The organism is Roseivivax halotolerans (assembly GCF_900115815.1).
Taxonomy (GTDB): domain Bacteria; phylum Pseudomonadota; class Alphaproteobacteria; order Rhodobacterales; family Rhodobacteraceae; genus Roseivivax; species Roseivivax halotolerans.
Window position 1 is genome coordinate 61094 of sequence record NZ_FOXV01000009.1, and the last position, 24976, is coordinate 86069.

Consider the following 24976-nt stretch of genomic DNA (forward strand, 5'->3'; position numbering starts at 1 on the left):
TGATTTGACTAAGATTTGCCGAAACCTGGCCGGCGAATCATCACACCGCCCCGCCAACTGGCCGCTTGCATTGCCCTCGCCCCTGCCCCAGAACGACAGGCGTTTCGGCGGCAAGGAGCGGCAGACGCCATGAAGATCGCGACCTTCAACATCAACGGCATCAAGGCGCGCGCGACGGCGCTTTCGGACTGGCTCTCGGAAGCAGCGCCGGACGTGGCGCTGCTGCAGGAGATCAAGTCGCAGGACGAGGCCTTCCCTCGCGAGATGTTCGAAGATCTCGGCTACAACGTGGAAACTCACGGCCAGAAAAGCTTCAATGGCGTCGCGATCCTCTCGAAACTGCCGCTCGAGGATGTCACGCGGGGTCTGCCCGGAGACGACGAGGACGAACAGGCGCGCTGGATCGAGGCGACCGTGGTCGGCGACAGCCACGCGGTGCGGCTGTGCGGGCTCTACCTGCCGAACGGCAATCCCGCGCCGGGCCCGAAATACGACTACAAGCTTGCGTGGATGGAGCGGCTGCGCGCCCGCGCCGCAGACCTCATCGCGTCCGAAGAGGTCGCGCTCATGGCGGGCGATTACAACATCATCCCGAATGCCGAGGATGCTGCGAAACCCGACAGCTGGCGCGACGATGCACTGTTCATGCCGGAAAGCCGAGCGGCCTATCGCCGAATCCTGAACCTCGGCTTCACCGAGGCGTTCCGCACGCAGCACCCCGCGCCGGGACAATATTCATTCTGGGACTACCAGGCGGGCGCCTGGCAGAAGAACAACGGTATCCGTATCGACCACGTCCTCTTGACGCCGCAATGTGCGGATCTGTTGCAAGCCAGCGGGATCGACAAGGACGTGCGCGACCGCGAGAAACCCTCCGATCATGTGCCGGTCTGGGTCGAGCTTGCCGCCTGAGGCTGCTTGCACGGGCCGCCGCACCCTCTTACATCTGAACGCATAACGAAGACGGAGCCCCACGCGATGGCAATGCAGGCCCACGAGATCGAGGCGCTGATCCGCGCCGAATTCCCGGATGCGAAGATCACGATCACCGACTTGGCCGGAGACGGCAATCACTATGCCGCCGAGGTCATCGACGAGAGTTTTCGTGGCAAGAACCGCGTCCAGCAACAGCGTGCGGTCTATTCCGCGCTGAAGGGCAAGATGGACGGCGCGCAGGGCGAATTGCACGCACTCGCGCTGACGACCAAGACACCCGACTGACGAACGTGTCGGGCACGGGAAGCTTCATTGCCAATACCTGGCCGATCCTGGGCGCGCTCGCCCTTGTCGGCCTCATCACCTACGGAGCGCTCAGGCCTTACATCAAGGCTGAACGGAAACGCCGCGAAGAAACGGAGAGCAAGGATGACTGACGCAAAGACCCAGATCGACGAAACGGTCAAATCGAACGACGTCGTGCTCTACATGAAGGGCACGAAATCCATGCCGCAATGCGGCTTCTCGAGCCGCGTCGCAGGGGTCCTGAATTATATGGGCGTCGAATATTCCGACGTGAATGTCCTCGCCGACGAGAACATTCGCCAGGGCATCAAGGATTATTCCGACTGGCCGACGATTCCGCAGCTTTACGTGAAGGGAGAGTTCGTGGGTGGCTGCGACATCATCACCGAGATGACCTTGTCGGGCGAGCTCGACCAGCTGTTCGAGCAGAACGGCGTCTCCTACGACAAGGACGCCGCTGCGAAAATCCGCGAAGCCAACGGCTAAGAGCGAACGTGGCCGCGCGCGCTTCAGGCGCGCGCCTTTTCCTCCACCTCGTCGGCGACGGCTTCCGCACGCGCGGCAAGCTCGGCCATCGTCTCCATCACGCCCTCGGGCATGACCGCGACCTCGACGCGTTCCGGCTCGGGGGCTGGCTTGGAGGCGTCCGCCTTGATCCGGCCTTCAAGCTCGGCAACGCGCGCTTCGGCCGCAGCCAGCTTGTCCTCGAGCCCGGCGGTCTTGTCCGCAAGCATCAGCCCCGCCATCAGAAGCATCCGGTTCTCCGGCAAACGACCGATCTGGGAGATCAGCGTCTGCGCTTCGGCGTCGAGCATTTCGGCCGCGGTGACGAGATATTGTTCCTCGCCTTCCTGGCAGGCGACGGCGAAGTTGCGCGTGCCAATGGTGATATCGAGTTCGGGCATCAGGTGGCCTCCTGCTCTGTCGTGGCGCGGGCTTCGGCTTCTGCAAGCAGCGGCGTGAGCGCACCCAGAACCGCGCGGCTTTCGGCGGCATCGGCGGCGCGCGCGGCGCGCAGGGATTCAAGCTCGGCCAGCATGGCCTTGTTGATGAGATGCGGCTCTCCGACATTCTCTTCGAGGGCGCGGCGCATCTCCTCGTTGGTTGCGGTCAGCATGTCGTTGGCGTGCCGCAGCCGCTGCAAATCGCTGTCGAGGCCAGCCAGCGCGGCGCGGGCCTCTTCCGCCTCGGCACGCAGCTTGGCGACCTCGCTGTCCTGCTTCTCGCGGATCGCTCGCACCCGCTCTTCAAGCTGGGCATTCGCGATGCGTTCATCCTCGAGTGCGGCCTGAAGCGCGGTCAGCTCCTCGCTGGCGGCCGCTTCCGGCGCCGCTGGCACCTCGCCATCCCCAGCCGCGCCGAGACCTTCGACGCCCCTGGCGATCCGGTCGAGTGCGGAGGCGATACGCCGCTCCAGCTCTGCAATGTCGTTCATCCGATCTGCCCTCTGCCCGTCTGCATCATTGCCGCGCCACGCCGAATCGTGGCCGGAGCGCGAATTGCAAGGAAGTTAGCAAGACGAAAAGGAAAGTGCGCGTCTTTATATGTCAAGGTCTTGGCTCCCGTGCTTGATCTTGTGCGAGGCGCTGAGTAGACGCGACGCAGACCCTTTGCCATCAAGGATACCAGACCCGTGGATATCGACGCGCTCAAGGCGAAACACCCCGATCACTGGCGCCGCGCGACGGCGATCCGAGCCCTGGCGCTGGATGCCGTGGCCCAAGCCAATTCCGGCCATTCGGGCATGCCGATCGGCATGGCAGATGTCGCGACCGTGCTGTGGAGCCGGCATCTGAAATACGATGCGGCGCATCCTGACTGGGCTGACCGGGACCGCTTCATCCTGTCCGCAGGGCATGGCTCGATGCTGCTCTACTCCCTCCTCTATCTTGCTGGCGATCCCGAAATTACGCTCGAGGAGATCCGCAACTTCCGCCAGCTCGGCGCGCGGACGGCGGGCCATCCCGAGAACTTCCTCGCCCGCGGCATCGAGACGACGACCGGTCCGCTTGGCCAGGGGCTTGCGATGTCGGTCGGTTTCGCCATCGCCGAGGAATCCCTGCGGGCCCGCTTCGGCGAGAAGCTGGTCGACCACAAAACCTACGTCATCGCCGGCGACGGCTGCCTGATGGAAGGCGTGAGCCAAGAGGCGATTGCGCTCGCCGGTCGCCAGAAGCTCGGCAATCTCGTCGTCTTCTGGGACAACAACAACATTACCATCGACGGCGAGGTCTCCATCGCCGATGCGACCGACCAGCCGACACGCTTCGCCGCTTCGGGCTGGCACGTGCAGGAAATCGACGGGCACGATCCCGAGGCCATCGACGCCGCCATCTCAGCCGCCAAGGCGGACGACCGTCCGTCGATGATCGCCTGCAAGACGCATATCGCGCTCGGCCACGCCGCGCAGGATACATCCAAGGGTCATGGCGCGCTGACCGACGACGATCAGAACCGGACCGCGAAATCCGGCTGGGGCTGGGAAGGCGCGCCTTTCGAGATCCCCGAAGAGATCAAGTCCTGGTGGGAAGACGCCGGTCGCCGGGGCGCTCCGGACCGCGAAGCCTGGGAAGCACGCGCGGCGAAGCTGTCCGATGCCAAGCGTCGCGAATTCGAGCGCACGCTCTCGGGCGAGGCCCCGAAGAAGCTGTCGGCGACGATCAAGGCGCTGAAAAAGCAGCTCGTCGAGAGCAAGCCCAAGGTCGCGACCCGCAAGAGCTCGGAGATGGTGCTCGAGGTCGTGAACCCGATCTGCCCCGAGACGCTGGGCGGTTCCGCCGACCTTACCGGCTCGAACAACACCAAGACGTCCGATCTCGGCGTCTTCGATATCGAGAATCGCGCGGGGCGCTATGTCTATTACGGCATCCGCGAGCACGGCATGGCGGCAGCGATGAACGGCATGGCGCTGCATGGCGGCATCCGCCCCTATGGCGGGACGTTCTTCTGCTTCACCGATTACGCCCGGCCCGCCATGCGCCTCGCGGCCCTGCAGCAGATCCCGACGGTCTTCGTGATGACGCACGATTCCATCGGGCTCGGTGAGGACGGCCCGACGCACCAGCCGGTCGAGCATCTCGCGATCTGCCGTGCGACGCCGAACACCCTGACCTTCCGCCCTGCCGATACGACAGAAGCGGCGGAGGCGTGGGAGCTGGCGCTGACGCAGACCTCGCGTCCCTCGGTCATGGTCCTGTCGCGTCAAGGCGTGCCTGCCGTCCGTCACGAGATGAAGGCCAAGAACCTCGTCAGCCAAGGGGCCTACGTTCTCGCCGAGGCGGAGGGCAAGCGCCAGGCGATCCTTCTGGCCACAGGCACCGAAGTGTCCGTTGCGTTGGCAGCCCGCGAGGCGCTGCAAGCCGAAGGGATCGGCACGCGCGTCGTCTCCATGCCGTCCTTGGAGCTCTTCGCCGAGCAGGACGAAGCCTATCGCAAGCGCGTCCTTCCCGGCGGGCCGGTTCGCGTTGCCGTCGAAGCGGGGGTCGGCCTCGGCTGGGATCGCTGGCTCTTCGGCGAGCGCGGGCGCGAGAAGAAGGCCGGTTTCGTCGGCATGTCGGGCTTCGGCGCATCGGCCCCGGCCGAGGAGCTCTACGCGCATTTCGGCATCACTGCCGAGGCTGTCGCGGAAAAGGTCAAATCGCTGCTCTGAGTAGCCCCTATCGCAACGTCGCAAGCGCCCCGCCCGATCCGGCGGGGCGTTTTGCATTTCAGCGGCACGGCAAGGACGCGAATTTGACGAAGGGGTGATGCAACCGTTCGGGCCTATCTCGCGTATCCTGTGGGAGAACTATCAAGGAGCTCTCCATGATCTACCAGACACGCAGCACACTCATCGCCACGGCCCTAGGCGGACTGGTCGCCGTGCCCGCCTGCGCGCAGACCTTCGAGCGCGCTGAGCGAAACGCCGATTTCGAACCGGCCTTCGAGGAACAATTCCGGGCCGAGCTGGTCGACAGCGCCGTGGAGCTGTCCACCGAAACGGTCGCGAGCGGCCTGGTCCACCCCTGGGGCATCGCGATCCTTCCGGGCGAGGACGGCTACATCGTGACCGAACGGCCCGGACAATTGCGCCACGTGTCCGAGGACGGCACGATCTCGGAGCCGATCAGCGGCGTGCCAGAGGTCATGAACGAGCGCCAGGGCGGGCTTCTTGACGTGGCGCTCGCGCCCGATTTCGCAGAGAACCGCCGCATCTACATGACCTATGCCAAGCCTCTGCGCGGTGGGCGGAACGCGACGGCGGCAGCCTTCGGAACGCTGTCGGAGGACATGAGCGCGCTCGAGGACGTGAACGAGTTCTTCGTGCAGGAGCCCGGATCCTATTCGCCGATGCATTTCGGCAGCCGTGTGGTCTTCGACGAAGACGGGCATGTCTTTGTCACCACAGGCGAGCACTTCGGAGAGGACGAGCGCGTTTTCGCGCAGGACCTCGACAAGACTTACGGCAAGACGGTGCGCTTCAATCTCGATGGCACGATCCCGGACGACAATCCTTTCGTCGATAACGGTGATGCGATCCCCTCGATCTGGTCCTACGGGCACCGGAACGTGCAAGGCGCGCTCGTGATGGACGGCACGCTCTGGGCGATCGAACATGGCCCCGCGGGCGGTGACGAGCTCAACGTGATCGAAGCCGGCGCGAATTACGGCTGGCCGGTCGTCAGCTACGGCCAGAACTACGATGGCACGCCCGTAGGCTCCGGCGAGCCACGCCAAGAGGGCATGGAAGAACCTGTCTACTTCTGGGACCCGGTGATCGCGCCCGGCGACATGATCGCCTATGACGGCGAGATGTTCGGCGACTGGCAGGGCGATCTGCTGATCGGCTCGCTGAACCCCGGCGGCATCGCGCGCCTGTCTCTATCGGATGGACGGGTTCAGGAAGAGGAACGGATCCTGATGGATCTCGGCCGCGTCCGGGACGTGACGGTCGACGAGGACGGCTCGATCCTGGCAATCACCGATTTCGAGAACGGCGAGATCATCAGGATCACCCCAGCCGGCTCCAGCTGATGCGGGCCCAGTGAGAATGAAGGCCGGCGCTTTCGGGCGCCGGTCGTTTCATGTCAGGCGGTTTTCTTTTCGGAGCCGAGTGTCGCGCGCCAGATCGGCGCGATGAAGCGTGTCCCGATCGGGATGAGGGCGAGACCAAGCGCCAGGCCGAGAACGCCGTCGCAGGCCGCCGTGACGATCCATTCGCCCGCGCCGCGCAGGTTTTCGGGCAAGCCGCCCGCCACTGCCACGGCGATCGAGTGGATCATGTCTTCGGGCGCGTGCCAGCCCATCTGCGCCAGCCCATGGACGATGATCGACCCGCCGACCCAAAGCATCGCGGCCGTCCCGACGATGGAGAGGGTCTTCATCAGATACGGCATGGCCTTTACGATGCCACGGCCAAACCCGCGCGTTGCGGCGAGCCGGCCGGCCTGGCTCAGCCAGAGGCCGATATCGTCCATCTTCACGATAAGCGCGACGGAGCCATAGACCGCGACGGTGATCATCACGGCGACCGTCGCAAGCGTCGCGGCCTCCATCCAGAAGCTCGATGTCGGGATCGCGGCAAGCGCGATGGTCATGATCTCGGCCGACAGGATGAAATCGGTCTTGATCGCGCCTTCGACCTTTTTCTCCTCGAGGCGCATCGGATCTTCGATGTCGTGCGATCCGTCCGGTCCCCCCGAATGATCGTCATGGGGCAGGATTACATGCGCGATCTTCTCGGCCCCTTCGAAGCAGAGATAGGCCCCGCCCAGCATCAGAAGCGGCGGGATCAGCCAAGGCGCGAAGGCCGAGAGAGCGAGGCCCGCAGGCAGCAGGAAGACCAGCTTGTTGAAGATCGAGCCCCGCGCGATCTTCCAGATGATCGGCAGTTCCCGCGCCGGCTCGAAACCTTGCACGTATTTGGGTGTTACCGCCGCATCGTCGATAACAGCGCCGGCGGCCTTGGAGCCGGCCTTTGCCGCCTGCCCCGCAATATCGTCAACCGAAGCCGCTGCGACCTTGGCGATACCGGCCACGTCGTCGAGAAGCGCAAGCAAACCGCTCATGAAGATCCCCTTGAAACGTTCGGAAAGAGTAAGACGCGCGCCGCTCAGCGCAAGGGCATGCGCGCGAAACGGCCCGGACCGGCAGCAGAGAGCGCGAGGCATCCGCCCGCGATGGCCCAGTTCTTCACGAAGATGGACATCTGCCAGGGATCGTCGGGCTTGAGGTGAAAGAGGCTGGTCGCGATGCAGTAAACCGCGAGCGAGGCCGCGACCGGACGGGTCCAGAGACCGAGGATCAGCGCGAGCGCCGCTGCGCCATTGTAGAGCGTCGCCGGCCAGATCAGCGCGGTCGGCAAACCGCGCTCTTCAAGAAGCATCATCGCAGCACCGGGATCGGCGATCTTCTGAACGAAGCCGGCAAGGAAAAGCGCCGCGATCAGGCAGCGGCCAATCAGAAGAGCAAGATCGGGCATGTCGTCGGGGCCTTTCAATTGGCAGTCGGCGCCAGGTTCGGCACGGCTCGCAGCGGTTAGCGCAATCAGTGGCAGATGGCCACAGGTTATCGCTAACATATTCACAATTCTCGATTTTTTCATTGCCCGGCCTGCAGGGCGGTGGCTATAGGACACCAAATTGCGACGAGGAGCGACAGATGACGGTCACGGTAGGCATCAACGGGTTCGGGCGGATCGGACGCTGCACCCTCGCTCACATCGCGGAGAGCGCCCGGAACGACGTGCAGGTCGTGAAGATCAACGCCACGGGGCCTATCGAGACCTCCGCGCATCTTCTGCGCTACGACAGCGTGCATGGCCGCTTCCCCGGAGAGGTGCGCGTCTCGGGCGATACGATGGATCTCGGTCGCGGGCCGATGCAGATGTTCTCGACCTACGATCCGGCGGAACTCGACTGGGATGGCTGCGACGTCGTGCTGGAATGCACCGGCCAGTTCAATGACGGCGAGAAGGCCGGCGTTCACATGAGCCGCGGCGCGAAATCGGTGTTGATCTCGGCGCCCGCGAAGAACGTGCAGCGCACCGTGGTCTACGGCGTCAATCACCGCGAGCTGGAGGCCGGCGAGACGATGATCTCGAACGGGTCCTGCACGACCAATTGCCTCGCTCCGCTCGCCAAGGTTCTCGACGAGGCGATCGGCATCGAGTCGGGCATCATGACCACGATCCATTCCTATACTGGCGATCAGCCAACGCTGGACCGCCGGCACAGTGACCTCTACCGCGCGCGGGCGGCGGCGATGGCGATGATTCCAACGTCAACAGGGGCGGCGAAGGCGCTTGGTGAAGTTCTGCCGAACCTCAAGGGACGCCTCGACGGCTCCGCGATCCGTGTGCCGACACCGAACGTCTCTGCCGTGGATCTGACCTTCGTCGCAAGCCGCGATGTCACCGCCGAGGATGTGAACGAAGTGGTGGCTGAAGCCGCGTCGGGCCGCATGGGCTCCGTCCTCGCCTACGATCCCGAGCCCAAGGTCTCGGTCGATTTCAACCATACGACCCAAAGCTCCATCTTCGCGCCGGACCAGACCAAGGTGACGGGCAAGCGCCTCGTCCGCGTACTGGCCTGGTACGACAACGAATGGGGCTTTTCGGCGCGTATGGCCGATGTCGCGGCCGCGATGGGACGTCTGCTGCACTAAGGACAGGTAAGCGAGCGCGCAACAGATGCGCGGCTCGCTCTCGCGGTCGGCGTGACAGCGCCCCTGCCCTCTGGCACATAGACTTCCGAGCATCGCCGCACGGGAGCGCGCCGCCGACATGACCAACACGCTGGCTTTCGTCCTCGGCGGATTTCTGATCGCCGCGATCGCGATCGACATCGTCATGTTCGGCGATACGCACATGATCTTCCTCGGAAAGAAGTTCTTCGAACTGCTCGAATGGGTCGCCTTCTGGCGCTGAATTCCCTCCCGTCTTGACCGCTGCGCCGGGTGCGTCACCTTGACACTTGAGAGAGGCTTTGCTTGTTAGCGGTAACGGCAAGCACCGCTTTGCCTAGGCACCGCAAGAGACACGTTCCGCAAAGGAGATTTCCATGGCAGTCAAAGTCGCGATCAACGGCTTCGGACGGATCGGCCGCAACGTGCTGCGCGCGATCATCGAACAGAACCGCACGGAGATCGAGGTCGTCGCGATCAACGATCTCGGCCCGGTGGAGACCAACGCGCACCTGTTTCAGTACGACAGCGTGCATGGCCGGTTTCCCGGCGAGGTCAAAAGCGGGGATGACTGGATCGATGTGGGGCGCGGCCAGATCAAGGTCACCGCGATCCGCGACCCCAAGGAACTGCCCTGGTCGGATGTCGACGTCGTGCTTGAATGCACGGGCATCTTCACGAGCCGCGAGAAAGCCGCGCAACACCTCGAGAACGGCGCGAGCCGCGTTCTGGTCTCCGCCCCCTGCTCAGAGGCGCACAAGACCATCGTCTATGGCGTGAACCACGCTTCGCTGACAGCGGACGATCTTGTCGTGTCGAACGCGTCCTGCACGACGAACTGCCTCTCGCCCGTTGCCAAGGTGCTGCACGAGGAGATCGGCATCACGCGCGGATTCATGACGACGATCCACTCCTATACGGGCGATCAGCCGACGCTCGATACGATGCACAAGGATCTCTATCGGGCCCGCGCAGCGGCGCTCAACATGATCCCGACCTCGACCGGCGCGGCCAAGGCCGTCGGACTCGTCCTGCCGGATCTCAATGGCAAGCTCGACGGTGTGGCGATTCGCGTTCCGACGCCGAACGTCTCGGTCGTGGACCTGACCTTCGAGGCGGCGCGGGACACCAGCGTCGAAGAGATCAACGCGGCCATCACCAAGGCTGCTGGATCCGGCCCGCTCAAGGGCATCCTCGGGGTGACGGACCACAAGCTCGTCAGCCAGGACTTCAACCACGATTCGCATTCGTCGATCTTCGCGACGGACCAGACCAAGGTGATGGACGGCAATTTCGTCCGCGTCTTGAGCTGGTACGACAACGAATGGGGCTTCTCGAGCCGCATGGTCGACACCGCTATCGCGATGGGCAAGCTGATCTGAGACGCGCCGCGTCAAACGCATGAAGGGGCCGGTCCTGCGACAACGCGGGTCCGGTCTTTTTATTTCGGCCGGATCGCGGCCAAGGCCGCCTCGTAGCCGAAATGTGCCGCCGGCAAAGCATGCGCGGTCACTTTGGGCGGTGCAGCGAAGGTAACCGCCGGCGTTTGAGGCGCGGGCGCGCTGGCCGCTGGCATGCGGGGGCTGCCCGGATTCACCGATTTCTGGGGCAAGGCCGCCGATTGAATGTTCATGAGGGTTCTCCTGGTTGCGTCGGCTTTGGATCATCCGCGCGCAAGGTGAAGAATTCCTCAATTTCACGCTTCTCATGCCATGCACTGCCTGCATGGCGGCTTGAGAATGCCCGAAGTTGTGCTGCGGCGCGGCATGACTACGTTAGCGCCAACAGCAACGATCAAGCCGAAAGGAGCGCATCATGGCCTTCTTCAACACGCTCAACACCCGTTTTCGCCAGCACGCCGCCTACCGCCGGACGCGCCACGAACTCGAGTCCCTGCCCTTCGACGTCAAGGTCGATCTCGACCTCAACGGTCGCGAGCGCGATGTCGCGAAAGCCGCGATCTACGGCTGAGCCGGGCCGTATTTCTCCAAAAGAGCCGCGCGCACATCGGGCGTGACGAATTTCGTGACGTCCCCGCCAAGCCGGGCGATCTCTTTCACGAGTTTGGACGCGATCGCCTGGTGCCGCGCCTCGGCCATCAGGAACACTGTTTCGACGCTCGAATCCAGGGCGCGGTTCATGCCGACCATCTGGAATTCGTACTCGAAATCCGCGACAGCCCTGAGCCCGCGCACGATAAGCTGCGCGCCGACATCACGGGCGCAATCGATCAGCAGGTTCTCGAAGGGATGAACGCAGATCTCGGTGCCCGTCTCTTCGGCCAGTGGCGCACAGGCGCGCTCGATCATGGCGACGCGTTCATCGAGATCGAAAAGCGGCCCCTTCCCGGAATTGATGGCGACCCCGATGACCAGCTTGTCGCAGAGCCGCGCTGCACGCAGGATGATATCGATATGGCCCAGGGTGACGGGGTCGAATGTCCCGGGATAAAGGGCTGTCCGCATCGGCATGTCGCCACCTCGCGCCTGACTTCGTTCCGCGCACGCAACAATATTGCGCCCGGCTTTGCAAGCAGGTCGCGGGGCGGCTCCTTCAGTAGCCCATGATCATGCCTTCGAGCGCATCCTTCTCCATCTCCACTTCCGAAAGGAGTGCCTTGACCGTATCGCCAAGGGTGATGACGCCGACGAGCTTGCCCTCCTCGACGACGGGCATGTGACGGAAGTGACCCGCGGTCATCCGGCCCAGCACGTCGCGCGCGCTGTCCGCTCGGGTGCAGGTCACGAGGTTCGTGGTCATGAAATCCGCGACCTTGCCGCCCATCGAGCCTGCGCCGCTCTTGCCGAGGACGCGCACGATGTCGCGTTCGGACAGGATGCCCTCCGCGCTGGTGCCGTCGCTGGAGACGATGACCGTACCGATGCCGCGCTCGGAGAGGATTTTCGCGGCCTCATCGAGCCGCGCCTCGGGGCTGATCGTCGTGACGCTGTCGTCCGACTTCGATTTCAGGATGTGCATCACCTGCATGAATGGTCCTCCTCAAGACACCCAGCCTATGTCCAAGCGTCGGAGAGCGTGACCGCTTCTGTCAAGCAAGACCTTCCAGCCGCTGCACTTCTTCGCGCATTCCCGACAGAAGCGCGACGGCGAACCGGTTAAGCCGTTCGAGCCTCCGGTCGTCCGCGTGCCGCACCAGGTAGAAGGACCGGACGAGCGAGATCTCCTCGGTCAGAAGCCGCACCATGCGGGCGCCGGCTGCCGGCAAGGCGAAATCGTGCAGGATGCCGATGCCGCTGCCGGAGGCGACCCAGCGGACCTGCACGGACGCCGAGTTGGAGGCAAGCTTCACCCGTTCGACGCCAAGCGCATCGAGATAGTCGAGTTCCTTGTCGAAGATCATGTCGGGAATGTAGCCGACGAGCGGATGCCCGGCGATATCGGCAAGGCTCGAAATGCCCGGCCGCGAGCGCAGGTAAGGACGCGAGGCGGCAAGATGGAGGCGATAATCGCAGATCTTCTGCACGGTCAGGCGACCCGCGCTTGGCGGCGAAACCGTGATCGCCATGTCCGCCTCGCGTTTCGAGAGGTTCACGACGCGCGGCAGCGCGACGATCTGCACCTCGAGGTCGGGATTGGCCTCGCAGATTCGACCGCAGACCTGCGGCAGCAGGTAATTCGCGCAACCATCGGGCGCGCCGATCCGAATCTGGCCAGACAGCCCTTCTGTCCGCCCCGCCACGGTCTCGGACGCCGCCTGCATCGCCTGCTCGGCTTCCTCTGCATGCGACATCAGTCGTGTGCCTGCTTCGGTGAGCGCGTAGCCTTGCGGGCTTTTTGCGAAAAGCGGCGTGCCGAAATCCTCTTCGAGACGTGCGATGCGGCGCCCTACCGTGGCGGGGTCCATCCGGAGCTGACGTCCCGCTGCCGAAAGGCTCTCCCCACGCGCCGTCGCGAGAAAGATCCGCATGTCATCCCAACTCTTCATTCGGACGCCCCTTCATGCCTGCAAAACCTTTTTGGACATCTGCCCCTGTCAGATGAAATTTTGCAAGGCTAAGGTAGGAGCAGCCAAGTTTCCGGAGAGTGAATAATGACCCAAGAGCTGACGCATTACATCGATGGCGCGCAGGTGAAGGGCGGCTCTGGCCGCTTCGCCGACGTCCTGAACCCCGCGACCGGCGAAGTCACGGGACGCGTGCCGCTGGCCACCAAGGCAGAGCTCGACGACGCCGTCGCCCGCGCCGCCGAAGCGCAGAAAGCCTGGGGCGCGACCAACCCGCAGCGCCGCGCGCGGGTGATGATGAAGTTCGGCCAGCTCATCAACGAGCATATGGACGAGCTAGCCGAGCTCGTCTCCCGCGAACACGGAAAGACCCTGCCCGACGGGCGCGGCGACGTGCAGCGCGGGCTTGAGGTCGTCGAGGTCTGCATGGGCGCGCCCTCGATGCTGAAGGGCGAATTCACCGATGATGGCGGACCGGGCATTGACCTTTATTCCATGCGCCAGCCGCTTGGCGTCGTGGCAGGCATCACGCCGTTCAACTTCCCGGCGATGATCCCGCTCTGGAAGATGGCCCCGGCGCTCGCCTGCGGCAATGCGATGATCCTCAAACCGTCCGAGCGCTGTCCGTCGACCTCGCTGCGCCTCGCGGAACTTCTGAAGGAAGCAGGCCTGCCGGATGGCGTTCTCCAGGTCGTCAACGGCGACAAGGACGTGGTGGACGCGATCCTCGACAACGAGACGGTCCAGGCTGTGGGCTTCGTCGGCTCCACGCCGATCGCGCAGTACATCTATGGCCGCGCGGCCAATAACGGCAAGCGCGCGCAATGCTTCGGCGGCGCGAAGAACCACATGATCATCATGCCCGATGCGGATATCGACAAGGCCGCCGATGCGCTTGTGGGCGCGGGCTTCGGCGCGGCGGGCGAGCGGTGCATGGCGATCTCGGTCGCGGTTCCCGTGGGCGAAGAGACCGCCGAGGCGCTGCGCGAAAAGCTTGTCCCGCGCATCGAGAAGCTGCGCGTCGGCCCCTACACCTCCGGCGATGAGGTCGATTACGGCCCGGTCATCACCGCCGCGTCGAAAGAGCGGATCGAGAAGCTGATCGGCTCCGGCGTCGATCAGGGCGCGGAGCTTGTCGTCGACGGACGCGGCTTCCAGCTTCAGGGCTACGAGAACGGCTTTTTCGTCGGCCCGTCTTACTTCGACCATGTCAGCCCCGACATGGAGATCTACAAGGAAGAGATCTTCGGCCCCGTGCTGAGCCAGGTTCGCGCCGGCTCTTACGAAGAGGCGCTGAAGATCACGATGGACAATCCCTACGGCAACGGCACGGCGATCTTCACCGCCGATGGCGACACGGCGCGCGACTTCGCGCACCGCGTCAACGTGGGCATGGTCGGCATCAACTTCCCGATCCCGGTGCCCCTCAGCTACCACACGTTCGGCGGCTGGAAGAAATCGGCCTTCGGCGATCTCAACCAATACGGTCCCGACGCCTTCCGCTTCTACACCAAGACCAAGACCGTCACGGCGCGCTGGTTCTCGGGCATCAAGGAAGGCGGCGAGTTCAACTTCAAGGCCATGGACTGATCCTGTGCGTGAGGGCGGCACCTGGCGCGCCGCCCCCTCCTTTGGATTGGTGAAAATACCGCGGGGAGCGCGAGGGGCCGGCCCCTCGCTCCTCCGGCACACACGCGCTATCTCTTGCGGCATGGGCACGCCTCTGCCACAGTAATTGAATAGGCGTTCATTTCCCGGAGGGAGGACCGGCATGGACTTCGCGCTCACCGAAGAGCAATCGGCGATCTTCGACATGGCCAAAGGCTTCGGCACAGACCGGATCGCCCCAAATGCCGCGCAATGGGAAAAGGACGGTACGATCCCGCGCGATCTTTGGCCGGAGGTCGGAGAGCTTGGCTTCGGCGGCATCTACGTCTCCGAAGAGGCGGGCGGCGCAGGGCTCTCGCGGCTCGACGGCACGCTGATCTTCGAGGCGCTGAGCCAGTCCTGCGCTTCCGTCGCAGCGTTCCTGTCGATCCACAACATGTGCTGCGCGATGATCGACAAGTTCGGCTCGGACGAGATGAAGGACCGCGTTCTCCCCGGCGCCCTGCCCATGCAGACGATCCTGTCCTATTGCCTGACCGAACCCGGATCGGGCTCAGACGCTGCCGCACTCAAGACCAAGGCCGATCGCACGAATGAAGGCTTCTCGCTCACGGGCACCAAGGCCTTCATCTCGGGCGGCGGCTATTCGGACGCTTACATCGTCATGGCGCGCACCGGCGATGGCGGCCCGCGCGGCATCTCCGCGATCCTCGTCGAGGATGGAACCGAGGGGCTGAGCTTCGGCGGGCTCGAGGACAAGATGGGCTGGCGCTCTCAGCCGACGCGGCAAGTGCAGATGGACGAGTGCCGCGTGCCTGCGGCGAATCTTCTGGGAGAAGAGGGCCACGGATTCAAATATGCGATGGCCGGGCTTGACGGCGGGCGGCTCAATATCGCGGCCTGCTCGCTCGGTGCCGCGCAGGCGGCGCTCGATGCGACGCTTGCTTATATGGGCGAGCGCAAGGCGTTCGGACAAAGCATCGACCAGTTCCAGGCGCTGCAATTCCGCCTCGCGGACATGGAGATCGAGCTCGAGGCTGCGCGGATCTTCTTGCGTCAGGCCGCATGGGCGCTCGATGAAGGCCGGGCCGATGCGACCAAGCGCTGCGCGATGGCGAAGAAATTCGTCACCGAAGCGGGCAGCCGCATCGCCGATCAATGCCTGCAACTGCATGGCGGCTATGGCTATCTTGCCGATTACGGGATCGAGAAGATCGTGCGCGACCTTCGGGTCCACCAGATCCTGGAAGGCACGAACGAGATCATGCGCCTCATCGTCGCGCGCAAGATGCTCGAGGCGCGGGCATGAGCGATATCCGGATCCGCAAGGAGGGCCGCGCAGGCAGGATCACTCTGACCCGCCCGCAAGCGCTGAACGCGCTGAGCCACGCGATGTGCCTCGAAATCGAGCGCGCGCTTCTCGAGTGGCTCTCCGACGACGACGTCGCGCTCGTCCTGATCGACGCGGAGGGTGAGAAAGCCTTCTGCGCCGGCGGCGACATCGCCGCCATGTATCACGAGGGCCGCGCCGGTGAATACGAGGGCGCGCAGAAGTTCTGGCGTGACGAATACCGCCTGAACGCGATGCTCGCCGAATATCCCAAGCCGATCGTCTCGCTGGCGCAAGGCTTCGTGATGGGCGGCGGCGTCGGGCTTTCGGCGCATGTCTCGCACCGCGTCGTCGGAGAGACGACGCAGATCGCCATGCCCGAATGCGGTATTGGCCTTGTCCCCGATGTCGGCGGCTCGCTTCTCCTGGCGCAGGCGCCGGGCCGGCTTGGCGAATATCTTGGGCTCACGGGCGCACGGATGAACGCGGGCGATGCGATCTATTGCGGGTTCGCGGATCACTTCGTGCCCGAGGCGGACTGGGACGCGCTCTCCGCTCAGCTCGTCGCGACAGGCGACGCCGAGGCGGTCAAGAGCGCTGCCCAGCCTGCCCCGGACAGCCCGCTTGCCGCTGCTCAAGTCGACATCGACACGCTTTTTGCTGGCAAGAGCCTGGCGGAGATTCTGCGCCTCGTGCGCGAGAGTGATAGCGAGATCGCAGCGAGCGCAGGCAAAGCGTTGATGCGCGGTGCGCCGCTCTCCCTGGCGGTTACGCTGGAGCTTGTGCGAACCCAGAGGCAAAGCGCGGCCGATATTCGCCGCGCGCTGGATCTCGAGTACCGCGCGACGCATCGCTCGCTTGAATTCGGCGACTTTCTCGAAGGTGTGCGCGCGCAGGTCATCGACAAGGATCGCACGCCGCTCTGGCAGCATGCGCCGGGCAACGTTCCGGCCGAAGCGGTGACGCGGATGCTGCAACCGGTTCCGGGCATCGCCCTCGACTTCCACGACCTGACCCGCAAGGAGGAGACATCGTCATGAAGATCGGTTTCATCGGCCTGGGCAATATGGGCGCGCCCATGGCACAGAACCTGGCCCGCGGCGGCCATTCCGTGACGGGCTACGACACGGCGACGATCTCGCTGCAGGGCGTGGGCTCTGCCAGTAGCGCGACGGAAGCCGTAGACGGTGCCGAGGTCGTCGTCACCATGCTGCCCAACGGCGACATCCTCCGCCGCGTCGCTGCCGAAATCATCCCCGCGATGCAGAAAGGCGCGGTCTTCCTCGATTGCTCGACCGTCGATGTGGACAGCGCCCGCGCGGTTGCGGAGATGGCGCGGGACGCCGGACTTTTGCCGCTCGACGCGCCGGTGTCGGGCGGGGTTGGAGGCGCCCAAGGCGGCACGCTGACCTTCATGGTCGGCGGCGACGAGGACGGGTTCGAGAAGGCCAAGCCCCTATTCGACATCATGGGTCAGAAGGCGGTCCATTGCGGTGCGTCCGGCAACGGCCAGGCGGCCAAGATCTGCAACAACATGATCCTAGGGATCACCATGATCGCCACGTGCGAGGCCTTCGCTCTGGCCGACAAGCTCGGGCTCGACCGTCAGGCGATGTTCGACGTGGTCTCGACCTCGTCCGGTTCCAGCTGGTCGATGAATACCTATTGCCCCGCCCCCGGTGTCGGCCCCAAATCCCCGGCGGACAATGACTACAAGCCCGGCTTCGCCGCCGATCTCATGCTGAAGGATCTGCGCCTCTCCCAGGCCGCGGCAGAGACAGCGGATGCGGACACCCCGCTCGGCGCCGCCGCGATGGCGCTCTACGCGGCATTCGTGGAGGAGGAGGACGGCGCCGGGCGCGATTTCTCCGCCATGCTGCCTCGCTTTTCCGGACGCGGCCGCGGAAGCTGACCCCGCGTCATCACGAAAGCTTTTCTTCCCTGACACATTGGTGCTTCATACGCTCGACGGAATGCCTCGTTCAGTTCAGGAGTTTCCGATGAAGACCTTTGTAGTTGCCGCAGCCATTGCCGCCCTCGCGGTTCCGGCCGTCGCCCAGGAGTTCGACGGCCAGTTGAAAGCCCGCCAGGGCCAGTTCCGAATTCTCGCGATCAATCTTGGCATTCTCGGCGACATGGCCAAGGGAGAGACCGAATACGACGCGGAAGCGGCTCAAGCCTCGGCCGACTCGATTCACGCGGTCTCGATGATCAACCAGGGACCGCTCTGGCCCGAAGGCTCCAGCGAAGCCGACCTCGACGGCACCCGTGCCAAGGTCGAAATCTGGGAGAACTTCGACGATTTCGCCTCGAAATGGAGCGATCTCTCCGCGCCCGCGACGAACCTGCAGGAAGTCGCGGCAACGGGGCAAGAGGCCCTCGGACCCGCGCTTGGCCAGCTCGGCAATGCCTGCTCGGCTTGCCACGATGAATATCGCGCCTCGGCGAACTGATCTCGGACATGCTCCGTAAAGCTCTTGCTCCGCTCGCGATCCTTCTTCTGATCGCGGGCGGAGCGCTCTGGCTCACCCAGCCCGCCACGGTCGATGCTGCCGAGTACGACGATCTGACCGGTGATCCCGAGCGGGGCGAAACCGTCTTCATCGCCGCCGGCTGCGCGTCGTGCCACTATGCGCCGGGCGCAGAAGACGAGGCGCGCTTGATCCTCTCGGGCGGTCAGTCCTTCGAGACCGAGTTCGGGACCTTCCGCGCGCCCAACATCTCGCCCTCACCGGAAGCCGGTATTGGAAACTGGATGCTGGCGGAGTTCGCAAGCGCTGTAACGCTCGGCACCGCGCCAGACGGGAGCCATTACTATCCCGCTTTTCCATACACGGCCTATACGCGACTGGCCCCGCAGGACGTGGCCGATCTTTGGACGCACATGCAGACGCTACCCGCCAGCGACGCCGCGTCGGAGCCCCACGATCTGAGGTTTCCCTATTCGATCCGCGCCAGCCTCGGTGGCTGGAAAGCGCTCTACCTCAGCGATGACTGGGTGATGCAAGACCCGGAGGACGAGACGCTCGAACGCGGACGTCAACTCGTCGAAGCGCTGGCCCATTGCGGTGAATGCCACACGCCGCGGGACGCGCTGGGCGGTCTCGATACGTCACGCTGGCTCTCCGGTGCGCCCAATCCGTCGGGCGACGGACAGATCCCCGGCATCTCACCTTCGGAGCTCGACTGGTCGGAAACCGATATCGCCTATTATCTCGAGACCGGGTTCACCCCCGATTACGACAGCGTTGGCGGACACATGGTGCCCGTTGTGAACAATTTCGCTCAGCTGCCGGAAAGCGATCGTCAGGCCGTAGCGGCCTATCTCAAGGCGCTGCCTGCAAACTGACCTTGTCTCTTCGCGTTGGCCCAAATTCCTGAAAGGACGCGCGAGGGGCGACAAGCCCCTCGCCCTTGGCCTCAAGCGCGCGCCAGGCTCTTCTCGCGCGCGTCACGCAGCCGCGCAAAATCCTCGCCCGCATGGTAGGACGACCGGGTGAGCGGCGTCGCGGAGACCATCAGGAAACCCTTGCCCCAGGCCGCCTTCTCGTAGCTTTTGAACTCATCGGGCGTCACGAAGCGGTCGACCGCATGGTGCTTCGGCGTCGGCTGGAGATACTGGCCAATCGTGAGGAAATCGATATTGGCCGAGCGCATGTCGTCCATGACCTGATGCACCTCCGAGCGACCCTCGCCGAGTCCGACCATGATGCCAGACTTGGTAAAGATCGACGGGTCGATCTCCTTCACCCGCTGCAGGAGCCGCAGCGAATGGAAGTAGCGCGCGCCGGGACGGACCGAGGGATAAAGCGCCGGCACCGTCTCGAGATTGTGGTTGAAGACATCGGGTTTCGCCGCAACCACCGTTTCCAGCGCTTCGGGACCGCATTTCAGGAAGTCGGGCGTCAGAATTTCGATCGTCGTGTCCGGCGCGCGGTGACGCAGCGCACGGATCGTCTGGGCGAAATGTTCCGCGCCGCCATCGTCGAGATCATCGCGGTCGACGGAGGTAATGACCACGTGATTAAGACCGAGCTTCTGCACCGCGTCGGCGACGCGGCCCGGCTCGAACACGTCGAGCGCATCGGGGCGGCCCGTCGCGACGTTGCAGAAGGTGCATCCGCGCGTGCACACCTCGCCCATGATCATCATGGTCGCGTGCCCCGCCGACCAGCACTCGCCTACATTCGGGCAGCCGGCTTCTTCGCAGACGGTAGTCAGGTTATTGTCGCGCATGATCCGGCGGGTCTCCGCGTAACCTTGCCCGCCGGGCGCGCGGACGCGGATCCAGTCGGGTTTCTTCGGCTGCGGATTGTCTGGCCGATGGGCCTTCTCGGGGTGACGCTCGCCAGGAATTTTCAGATCGCGCATCGGGGATGCCCCACAATTTCTTAAAGATTTGAGGGCAAACTATGCCTTGGCGGGCCGTTTTGCCAGTACCCTGTGCCACATAGCGGCCATGCGGCGCACCGGTTGGGTAACAAGTTCGGCCCGCAGCCCGTCAGCCGATGATCTTTGCATCCCGCCCCTCGCCCGTGGAGTAAAAGCTGTGGAGCCGCGCCAGTGCAATTCGCAGGACGACCTTGCCCGACCGCGCCGACCAACCGAGATGTTTCTCGATCGTTTCGATCCCTTCCAGCAGGCAGCAGCACCTGAGCGCCGCATCCCCGAGCCCCGGCCCTAGATAGCGCAGCGAAGAGACAAGACGCCGCCGGGCGGCCGCATGGCCGGCGCGGCCAAGATCTTGCTCGGTGCCCTTGGCATCTTCGTCCAGCACCCGAAGCGCCTCACGCGGCGACAGGCCCGACAATTCAAAATCCTCGCGCATCCAGACGCCCGCGCGCACATGATCCGGTGACAGAAAAGAAGTGCCATCCGGCATTCGACGGCGGGCCAGAAGTGTGAGCGGGCTTTCCGAGGAAGAAAAGCGACGCCGCTGTTCGGTCTCAGCGGCCAAGACTGGCGCCGATTGAGTGGATGCATCATCCTTCAGTGCAGAGGATCTCTGCGCCAACACCTGACGTCCCGTGGTCGTGATCCTGTAGCGCGAGACCCGACCCAGCGTGCCGCAGGCAATCCAGTTCCGAAGCGCCATCGCCTCTGCCATCACCGCTTCTACGATTGCAGTGCGCGCACTGCCGCCGTCTGGTGTCTCCTTCACGACAACGGCTTTTTCCATGTCTTCGGCCACGGCGAGTACGGCCCCTGCCTCGCCGAGCCGGGCCAGGATCTCGATCATGCGTGCCTCGGAGGCTGGGCCTGACCTGTCAGTCGCACTCTTTGTCTCGAGGTCTGGCATGGCCCCGAGACGGCGCAGCGCGGCATCGACCAGAGGATCGTCCCGTCGCGTCTCGACGCCCCGGACCTGGCGCAGGACCGTCGATGGATGCACGCCCGCCCTGCGCGCCAGCGCCCGAAGCGAAATGCCGCCCTCGGTATGGTCCAAATAATGCAGGGCGGCCTGTGGCACCCCTCCCGGAAAGCGGTAATTGGAGTCCGTCGCACTTGCACCCATATCGTGTTCCCCGATCTGCTGAGCTCGACGGCTGGCGATGCAACCCGTGCGAGCATGTTAACGAAACGTTAACATTGTAGTCATGGGACTGATTTTTGTTTCCTATTTGTAAACAATTGGAAACGGATCGCGCGGTACTCCATGCCTCAGCGCAACACCCGCTAGGGTTGTGTATTGGCGCGAGATTTCATCGAAGCGCGGACGAATCACCGCGTCCGTCGAAAGCTCGGACGAGAAAGCGCCGCGCGGGATCTCGGTCCCGCGCGGCGCTCTCATCTCGATGTCGGCTCGATCACGGGCGTCAATGCGCCCGAAGGTAGGTTACCTTAGGAAAAGGCGTCGGACATCTCGCTCTTGCGCTTGCTCACGAACTCATTGATCGCCTCTGATACAGCAACATCCATCGCAGGCGGCACGTAGCTGTCGAGTTTCCGGCGGACTTTCTCCGATGCGAGCGTCGCACTGTCACGCGCGCCCTCTTCATACCATGTCTCGAACGGCTTGTAGTCGAGCACTTCAGAGCGCCAGAACGACGTCTTGAAGTTCCGCTGGGTATGTCCGCAGCCGAGATAATGCCCACCCGGCCCAACTTCGCGGATCGCGTCCATCGCCTGGTGCTCGGCGTCGATGGACACCCCGCGCGCAAGCTGATGCAGCGCCCCGAGCTGATCCGCGTCGAGCACGAATTTTTCGTAGGAAGACACCAGCCCGCCTTCGAGCCAGCCGCAGGAATGCAGCATGAAGTTCACGCCGGACAGAAGGCCCATATTGAGCGAGTTCGCCGTCTCGTAGGCCGCCTGCGCGTCGGGCAGCTTCGAGCCGCAGAACGAGCCGGCCGAGCGGTAGGGCAACCCAAGACGCCGCGCGAGCTGCCCCGCGCCATAGGTGATTTGCGACGCTTCCGGTGTACCGAAAGTCGGTGCACCCGAGTTCATGTCGATCGAGGTCACGAAGGCCCCGAAGATCACCGGCGCGCCTTTGCGGACGAGCTGCGAATAGGCAACGCCCGCCAGAACCTCGGCCAGCACCTGCGTCAGCGTGCCGGCAACCGAAACCGGGGCCATCGCACCGCCCACGATGAACGGCGAGATGATCGCCGCTTGATTGTTGGCCGCGTAGACCTCCAGAGCGCCCATCATCACGTCGTCGAAGGTGAGCGGCGAGTTGATGTTGATGAGCGAGGTCATCACCGTGTTCTGATCGACAAAATCCGCACCGAAGAGAAGCTTGCACATCTCGACCGAGTCGACGGCGCGCGACGGATCGGTGACCGATCCCATGAACGGCTTGTCGGTCAGCGTCATATGCGCCTGGAGCATGTCGAGGTGACGCTTATTCACCGGGATGTCGGTCGGCTCGCAAACCGTGCCGCCCGAATGGTGCAGCCATTTGGACATATGGCCGAGCTTCACGAAATTGCGGAAGTCGTCCATTGTCGCGTAGCGGCGCCCCTTTTCCATGTCATGCACGAATGGCGGGCCGTAGACCGGGGCCAGAACGAGGTTCTTCCCGCCGATCTCAACGCTCTTGTCGGGATTGCGTGCATGCTGGGTGAATTGCGACGGCGCGGTCTTGATGAGCTCGCGCGCAAGGCCGCGTGGAATGCGAACGCGCTCGCCCTGTACGTCCGCACCGGCGTCGCGCCAGCGCTGGAGGGCGGCCTCGTTGTTCACGAAGTTGACGCCGATTTCCTCGAGAACCGTCTCGGCATTGGTCTCGATAATGTCGAGCGCCTCGGCGTTCAGGATCTCGAGATTGGGGATGTTGCGTTCGATGAAGCGCGCCGTCTCGATGCTCACGGTCGATCGCTCCGCGCGCCGCGCGGCACCACCGCCTCCGGTCCGTCCACGCCTGCGGGTCGCTGCTTCGCTCATATCCCTTTTCTCCGATCTGATGCCGGTGCGGCCCTCGGGCCGCGTTCCTCGTGTTCTGGCTCACTACCGCAGCCAGCCCCCTGCGCCCTGTCCCGTTTCCGCCGCTACACACCCGAAAGCGACATGTTCGGAGCTGAATGCGCAGCTTCGGCCAGGCTCTCGGCCCTTGCGGAGACATGAGACGCGGCTTAATCGGTCCAAATGGAAGAACATGCCCGCCACCACGAGCGCCTGCTCATCATAGATTTCGGCAGCCAGGTTACGCAGCTCATCGCGCGTCGCCTGCGCGAGCTGAGCGTTTACTGCGAAATCCACCCCTATCAGAACGTCACGGACGCTTTCCTCGACGAGTTCTCGCCGAAAGCGGTGATCTTTTCGGGCGGCCCGGATTCGGTGACGCGCGAAGGCTCGCCGCGCCCGCCGCGCAAGGTCTACGATCTCGGCGTGCCGATCCTCGGCATCTGCTACGGACAGCAGGTTATGATGCAGGGTCTCGGCGGACGTGTCGTCGGCGGCGAAGGCACCTCGGAATTCGGTCGCGCCTGGGTCGAGCCCGCGCCGGACCGCATCGACCTGCTCAAGGGCTGGTTCATGGACGGTGCGGGCCGCGAGCAAGTCTGGATGAGCCACGGCGACCACGTCGCCGAGCTGGCCCCGGGGTTCGCCGTCTACGGCACCTCGCCCGGCGCGCCATTCGCGATCACCGCCGACCTCGAACGCCGGTTCTACGCGGTGCAGTTCCACCCCGAGGTGCACCACACCCCGAACGGCAAAACGCTCTACGAGAATTTCGTGCGTGACGCAGGCTTCGCGGGCGACTGGACGATGGGTGCCTATCGCGAGGAAGCGGTTCAGAAGATTCGCGACCAGGTCGGCGACCGCAAGGTGATCTGCGCGCTTTCGGGCGGCGTTGACAGCTCCGTCGCCGCGGCCCTCCTGCACGAGGCCATAGGCGACCAGCTCACCTGTGTCTTTGTCGATCACGGCCTCCTGCGTCTCAACGAGGCCGAGGAAGTCGTCGGCATGTTCCGCGACCACATGAACCTCCAGGTGATCCACGCGCAGGAGCAGGACCTCTTCCTGGGCGAACTCGAGGGCGTCTCCGACCCCGAGCAGAAGCGCAAGATCATCGGGCGTCTCTTCATCGACGTCTTCCAGAAGCACGCCAACGACATCGAGGGTGCCGAGTTCCTGGCCCAGGGCACGCTCTACCCCGATGTGATCGAGAGCGTGAGTTTCTCGGGCGGCCCCTCGGTCACGATCAAATCGCACCACAATGTCGGCGGTTTGCCCGAAAAAATGGGTCTGAAACTGGTCGAGCCGCTGCGCGAGCTCTTCAAGGACGAGGTTCGCGCCCTCGGGCGCGAGCTCGGCTTGCCCGACAGCTTCATCGGCCGCCATCCCTTCCCCGGCCCCGGTCTCGCGATCCGCTGCCCCGGCGAGATCACCACCGACAAGCTCGAGATCCTGCGCAAGGCTGATGCGGTCTATATCGACCAGATCCGCAAGCACGGGCTCTACGACGAGATCTGGCAAGCCTTCGTCGCGATCCTGCCTGTCCGCACGGTGGGCGTCATGGGCGACGGGCGGACCTACGACTATGCCTGCGCGCTCCGCGCTGTGACGAGCGTCGACGGCATGACGGCGGATTATTATCCGTTCAGCCACGACTTCCTGGGCGAGACCGCCACGCGCATCATCAACGAGGTCAAGGGTATCAACCGGGTCACCTACGATGTGACCTCGAAACCGCCCGGAACCATCGAGTGGGAGTGAGGCCG

The 24976-nt window shown here is 64.2% G+C and carries 28 protein-coding genes; 17 read left to right on the forward strand and 11 right to left on the reverse strand.

Annotation, left to right across the window (positions count from 1 at the left end):
* The first annotated feature begins 129 nt into the window (after window positions 1-129).
* From xth to grxD, 4 genes are all read left to right on the forward strand, one after another.
* Window positions 130-912 (forward strand): exodeoxyribonuclease III, encoded by a 783-nt coding sequence (xth, locus tag BM171_RS13030; protein WP_093013097.1) that lies wholly within the window; start codon window positions 130-132, stop codon window positions 910-912.
* A 66-nt stretch (window positions 913-978) separates the two neighbouring features.
* Complete coding sequence (locus tag BM171_RS13035) at window positions 979-1221, forward strand: BolA/IbaG family iron-sulfur metabolism protein (RefSeq protein ID WP_093013100.1); 243 nt, start codon at window positions 979-981, stop codon at window positions 1219-1221.
* 5 nt (window positions 1222-1226) lie between these two features.
* Window positions 1227-1373: a hypothetical protein gene (locus BM171_RS18965; protein WP_172974980.1), complete on the forward strand. Its 147-nt coding sequence runs from the start codon at window positions 1227-1229 to the stop codon at window positions 1371-1373.
* Window positions 1366-1728 carry a Grx4 family monothiol glutaredoxin gene (gene grxD, locus BM171_RS13040; protein ID WP_093013103.1) on the forward strand — a complete coding sequence of 121 codons (363 nt, stop codon included), beginning with the start codon at window positions 1366-1368 and terminating at the stop codon, window positions 1726-1728. The genes BM171_RS18965 and grxD overlap by 8 nt, the downstream gene beginning before the upstream one ends.
* A gap of 23 nt (window positions 1729-1751) precedes the next feature.
* Here the strand turns inward: grxD and BM171_RS13045 are convergent, their stop codons facing one another.
* Window positions 1752-2147 carry a cell division protein ZapA gene (locus tag BM171_RS13045; RefSeq protein WP_093013105.1) on the reverse strand — a complete coding sequence of 132 codons (396 nt, stop codon included), beginning with the start codon at window positions 2145-2147 and terminating at the stop codon, window positions 1752-1754.
* On the reverse strand, window positions 2147-2677 hold the full coding sequence (locus BM171_RS13050; RefSeq protein WP_093013108.1) for a hypothetical protein: 531 nt from the start codon (window positions 2675-2677) through the stop codon (window positions 2147-2149). Before BM171_RS13050 ends, BM171_RS13045 begins: the two co-directional genes overlap by 1 nt.
* Window positions 2678-2875: 198 nt before the next feature.
* Here BM171_RS13050 and tkt point away from each other — a divergent pair, with 198 nt between their 5' ends.
* Complete coding sequence (gene tkt, locus BM171_RS13055) at window positions 2876-4891, forward strand: transketolase (RefSeq protein ID WP_093013111.1); 2016 nt, start codon at window positions 2876-2878, stop codon at window positions 4889-4891.
* A 155-nt stretch (window positions 4892-5046) separates the two neighbouring features.
* Window positions 5047-6255, forward strand: coding sequence for a PQQ-dependent sugar dehydrogenase (locus tag BM171_RS13060; protein ID WP_093013114.1), 1209 nt, complete (start codon window positions 5047-5049; stop codon window positions 6253-6255).
* 53 nt (window positions 6256-6308) lie between these two features.
* Here BM171_RS13060 and BM171_RS13065 read toward each other — a convergent pair whose 3' ends face one another.
* Window positions 6309-7289, reverse strand: coding sequence for a DUF808 domain-containing protein (locus BM171_RS13065; protein WP_093013117.1), 981 nt, complete (start codon window positions 7287-7289; stop codon window positions 6309-6311).
* A 44-nt stretch (window positions 7290-7333) separates the two neighbouring features.
* Window positions 7334-7702, reverse strand: a complete 369-nt coding sequence (locus tag BM171_RS13070) for a DoxX family protein (RefSeq protein WP_093013120.1) — start codon at window positions 7700-7702, stop codon at window positions 7334-7336.
* 179 nt (window positions 7703-7881) lie between these two features.
* On the opposite strand from BM171_RS13070, the gene gap (BM171_RS13075) reads away from it, so the two are divergent.
* The 3 genes from gap (BM171_RS13075) (at window position 7882) to gap (BM171_RS13080) (ending at window position 10286) form a co-directional block, all read left to right on the forward strand.
* Window positions 7882-8886, forward strand: coding sequence for a type I glyceraldehyde-3-phosphate dehydrogenase (gap, locus tag BM171_RS13075; RefSeq protein ID WP_093013123.1), 1005 nt, complete (start codon window positions 7882-7884; stop codon window positions 8884-8886).
* Window positions 8887-9004: 118 nt separating this feature from the next.
* Complete coding sequence (locus tag BM171_RS18970) at window positions 9005-9148, forward strand: hypothetical protein (protein WP_172974981.1); 144 nt, start codon at window positions 9005-9007, stop codon at window positions 9146-9148.
* Between the two features lie 133 nt (window positions 9149-9281).
* A complete protein-coding gene (gene gap / locus BM171_RS13080; RefSeq protein WP_093013126.1) occupies window positions 9282-10286 on the forward strand; it encodes a type I glyceraldehyde-3-phosphate dehydrogenase in 1005 nt (334 codons plus the stop codon).
* 59 nt (window positions 10287-10345) lie between these two features.
* Here gap (BM171_RS13080) and BM171_RS13085 read toward each other — a convergent pair whose 3' ends face one another.
* Window positions 10346-10537: a hypothetical protein gene (locus BM171_RS13085; protein WP_093013129.1), complete on the reverse strand. Its 192-nt coding sequence runs from the start codon at window positions 10535-10537 to the stop codon at window positions 10346-10348.
* A gap of 182 nt (window positions 10538-10719) precedes the next feature.
* On the opposite strand from BM171_RS13085, the gene BM171_RS18975 reads away from it, so the two are divergent.
* Window positions 10720-10875 carry a hypothetical protein gene (locus BM171_RS18975; RefSeq protein ID WP_172974982.1) on the forward strand — a complete coding sequence of 52 codons (156 nt, stop codon included), beginning with the start codon at window positions 10720-10722 and terminating at the stop codon, window positions 10873-10875.
* Here BM171_RS18975 and coaD read toward each other — a convergent pair.
* The 3 genes from coaD to BM171_RS13100 all read right to left on the reverse strand — a co-directional run bounded on the left by coaD (window position 10866) and on the right by BM171_RS13100 (window position 12850).
* Complete coding sequence (coaD, locus tag BM171_RS13090; protein WP_093013323.1) at window positions 10866-11369, reverse strand: pantetheine-phosphate adenylyltransferase; 504 nt, start codon at window positions 11367-11369, stop codon at window positions 10866-10868. The genes BM171_RS18975 and coaD overlap by 10 nt on opposite strands.
* 88 nt (window positions 11370-11457) lie before the next feature.
* Window positions 11458-11892, reverse strand: a complete 435-nt coding sequence (locus BM171_RS13095; protein WP_093013132.1) for a CBS domain-containing protein — start codon at window positions 11890-11892, stop codon at window positions 11458-11460.
* 61 nt (window positions 11893-11953) lie between these two features.
* Window positions 11954-12850 carry a LysR family transcriptional regulator gene (locus tag BM171_RS13100; protein ID WP_093013135.1) on the reverse strand — a complete coding sequence of 299 codons (897 nt, stop codon included), beginning with the start codon at window positions 12848-12850 and terminating at the stop codon, window positions 11954-11956.
* 105 nt (window positions 12851-12955) lie between these two features.
* Here BM171_RS13100 and BM171_RS13105 point away from each other — a divergent pair, with 105 nt between their 5' ends.
* The 6 genes from BM171_RS13105 (at window position 12956) to BM171_RS13130 (ending at window position 19155) form a co-directional block, all read left to right on the forward strand.
* Window positions 12956-14458, forward strand: a complete 1503-nt coding sequence (locus tag BM171_RS13105; RefSeq protein ID WP_093013138.1) for a CoA-acylating methylmalonate-semialdehyde dehydrogenase — start codon at window positions 12956-12958, stop codon at window positions 14456-14458.
* Window positions 14459-14639: 181 nt separating this feature from the next.
* Entirely contained in the window at window positions 14640-15785 is a 1146-nt protein-coding gene (locus tag BM171_RS13110) for an acyl-CoA dehydrogenase family protein (protein WP_093013141.1), read from the forward strand.
* Window positions 15782-16846: an enoyl-CoA hydratase/isomerase family protein gene (locus tag BM171_RS13115; protein ID WP_093013144.1), complete on the forward strand. Its 1065-nt coding sequence runs from the start codon at window positions 15782-15784 to the stop codon at window positions 16844-16846. The genes BM171_RS13110 and BM171_RS13115 overlap by 4 nt, the downstream gene beginning before the upstream one ends.
* A complete protein-coding gene (gene mmsB, locus BM171_RS13120) occupies window positions 16843-17718 on the forward strand; it encodes a 3-hydroxyisobutyrate dehydrogenase (protein WP_093013147.1) in 876 nt (291 codons plus the stop codon). The genes BM171_RS13115 and mmsB overlap by 4 nt, the downstream gene beginning before the upstream one ends.
* Window positions 17719-17806: 88 nt before the next feature.
* A complete protein-coding gene (locus BM171_RS13125) occupies window positions 17807-18259 on the forward strand; it encodes a c-type cytochrome (RefSeq protein ID WP_093013150.1) in 453 nt (150 codons plus the stop codon).
* Window positions 18260-18267: 8 nt separating this feature from the next.
* A complete protein-coding gene (locus tag BM171_RS13130) occupies window positions 18268-19155 on the forward strand; it encodes a c-type cytochrome (protein ID WP_093013153.1) in 888 nt (295 codons plus the stop codon).
* Between the two features lie 71 nt (window positions 19156-19226).
* On the opposite strand, the gene lipA is transcribed toward BM171_RS13130, so the two are convergent.
* The 3 genes from lipA to BM171_RS13145 form a co-directional block, all read right to left on the reverse strand.
* Window positions 19227-20177 carry a lipoyl synthase gene (lipA, locus tag BM171_RS13135; RefSeq protein WP_093013156.1) on the reverse strand — a complete coding sequence of 317 codons (951 nt, stop codon included), beginning with the start codon at window positions 20175-20177 and terminating at the stop codon, window positions 19227-19229.
* 130 nt (window positions 20178-20307) lie between these two features.
* Window positions 20308-21321 carry a DUF6456 domain-containing protein gene (locus BM171_RS13140; RefSeq protein ID WP_093013159.1) on the reverse strand — a complete coding sequence of 338 codons (1014 nt, stop codon included), beginning with the start codon at window positions 21319-21321 and terminating at the stop codon, window positions 20308-20310.
* A 326-nt stretch (window positions 21322-21647) separates the two neighbouring features.
* Window positions 21648-23195 carry a trimethylamine methyltransferase family protein gene (locus tag BM171_RS13145; RefSeq protein ID WP_093013162.1) on the reverse strand — a complete coding sequence of 516 codons (1548 nt, stop codon included), beginning with the start codon at window positions 23193-23195 and terminating at the stop codon, window positions 21648-21650.
* 201 nt (window positions 23196-23396) lie between these two features.
* Between BM171_RS13145 and guaA the strand changes: the two genes are divergently transcribed.
* The gene (gene guaA / locus BM171_RS13150) at window positions 23397-24971 is read left to right on the forward strand and encodes a glutamine-hydrolyzing GMP synthase (RefSeq protein WP_093013165.1); all 1575 of its coding nucleotides are present in this window, start codon (window positions 23397-23399) and stop codon (window positions 24969-24971) included.
* Window positions 24972-24976 lie beyond the last annotated feature (5 nt).

What these genes read in the sequence shown, in the direction of transcription:
- xth (WP_093013097.1), top strand. Translation starts at nt 130, where the DNA reads ATGAAGATCGCGACCTTCAACATCAACGGCATCAAGGCGCGCGCGACG.
- BM171_RS13035 (WP_093013100.1), top strand. Translation starts at nt 979, where the DNA reads ATGGCAATGCAGGCCCACGAGATCGAGGCGCTGATCCGCGCCGAATTC.
- grxD (WP_093013103.1), top strand. Translation starts at nt 1,366, where the DNA reads ATGACTGACGCAAAGACCCAGATCGACGAAACGGTCAAATCGAACGAC.
- BM171_RS13045 (WP_093013105.1), bottom strand. Translation starts at nt 2,147, where the DNA reads ATGCCCGAACTCGATATCACCATTGGCACGCGCAACTTCGCCGTCGCC.
- BM171_RS13050 (WP_093013108.1), bottom strand. Translation starts at nt 2,677, where the DNA reads ATGAACGACATTGCAGAGCTGGAGCGGCGTATCGCCTCCGCACTCGAC.
- BM171_RS13060 (WP_093013114.1), top strand. Translation starts at nt 5,047, where the DNA reads ATGATCTACCAGACACGCAGCACACTCATCGCCACGGCCCTAGGCGGA.
- BM171_RS13065 (WP_093013117.1), bottom strand. Translation starts at nt 7,289, where the DNA reads ATGAGCGGTTTGCTTGCGCTTCTCGACGACGTGGCCGGTATCGCCAAG.
- BM171_RS13070 (WP_093013120.1), bottom strand. Translation starts at nt 7,702, where the DNA reads ATGCCCGATCTTGCTCTTCTGATTGGCCGCTGCCTGATCGCGGCGCTT.
- gap (WP_093013123.1), top strand. Translation starts at nt 7,882, where the DNA reads ATGACGGTCACGGTAGGCATCAACGGGTTCGGGCGGATCGGACGCTGC.
- BM171_RS18970 (WP_172974981.1), top strand. Translation starts at nt 9,005, where the DNA reads ATGACCAACACGCTGGCTTTCGTCCTCGGCGGATTTCTGATCGCCGCG.
- gap (WP_093013126.1), top strand. Translation starts at nt 9,282, where the DNA reads ATGGCAGTCAAAGTCGCGATCAACGGCTTCGGACGGATCGGCCGCAAC.
- BM171_RS13085 (WP_093013129.1), bottom strand. Translation starts at nt 10,537, where the DNA reads ATGAACATTCAATCGGCGGCCTTGCCCCAGAAATCGGTGAATCCGGGC.
- BM171_RS18975 (WP_172974982.1), top strand. Translation starts at nt 10,720, where the DNA reads ATGGCCTTCTTCAACACGCTCAACACCCGTTTTCGCCAGCACGCCGCC.
- coaD (WP_093013323.1), bottom strand. Translation starts at nt 11,369, where the DNA reads ATGCGGACAGCCCTTTATCCCGGGACATTCGACCCCGTCACCCTGGGC.
- BM171_RS13095 (WP_093013132.1), bottom strand. Translation starts at nt 11,892, where the DNA reads ATGCAGGTGATGCACATCCTGAAATCGAAGTCGGACGACAGCGTCACG.
- BM171_RS13100 (WP_093013135.1), bottom strand. Translation starts at nt 12,850, where the DNA reads ATGAAGAGTTGGGATGACATGCGGATCTTTCTCGCGACGGCGCGTGGG.
- BM171_RS13105 (WP_093013138.1), top strand. Translation starts at nt 12,956, where the DNA reads ATGACCCAAGAGCTGACGCATTACATCGATGGCGCGCAGGTGAAGGGC.
- BM171_RS13110 (WP_093013141.1), top strand. Translation starts at nt 14,640, where the DNA reads ATGGACTTCGCGCTCACCGAAGAGCAATCGGCGATCTTCGACATGGCC.
- BM171_RS13115 (WP_093013144.1), top strand. Translation starts at nt 15,782, where the DNA reads ATGAGCGATATCCGGATCCGCAAGGAGGGCCGCGCAGGCAGGATCACT.
- mmsB (WP_093013147.1), top strand. Translation starts at nt 16,843, where the DNA reads ATGAAGATCGGTTTCATCGGCCTGGGCAATATGGGCGCGCCCATGGCA.
- BM171_RS13125 (WP_093013150.1), top strand. Translation starts at nt 17,807, where the DNA reads ATGAAGACCTTTGTAGTTGCCGCAGCCATTGCCGCCCTCGCGGTTCCG.
- BM171_RS13130 (WP_093013153.1), top strand. Translation starts at nt 18,268, where the DNA reads ATGCTCCGTAAAGCTCTTGCTCCGCTCGCGATCCTTCTTCTGATCGCG.
- lipA (WP_093013156.1), bottom strand. Translation starts at nt 20,177, where the DNA reads ATGCGCGATCTGAAAATTCCTGGCGAGCGTCACCCCGAGAAGGCCCAT.
- BM171_RS13140 (WP_093013159.1), bottom strand. Translation starts at nt 21,321, where the DNA reads ATGGGTGCAAGTGCGACGGACTCCAATTACCGCTTTCCGGGAGGGGTG.
- BM171_RS13145 (WP_093013162.1), bottom strand. Translation starts at nt 23,195, where the DNA reads ATGAGCGAAGCAGCGACCCGCAGGCGTGGACGGACCGGAGGCGGTGGT.
- guaA (WP_093013165.1), top strand. Translation starts at nt 23,397, where the DNA reads ATGGAAGAACATGCCCGCCACCACGAGCGCCTGCTCATCATAGATTTC.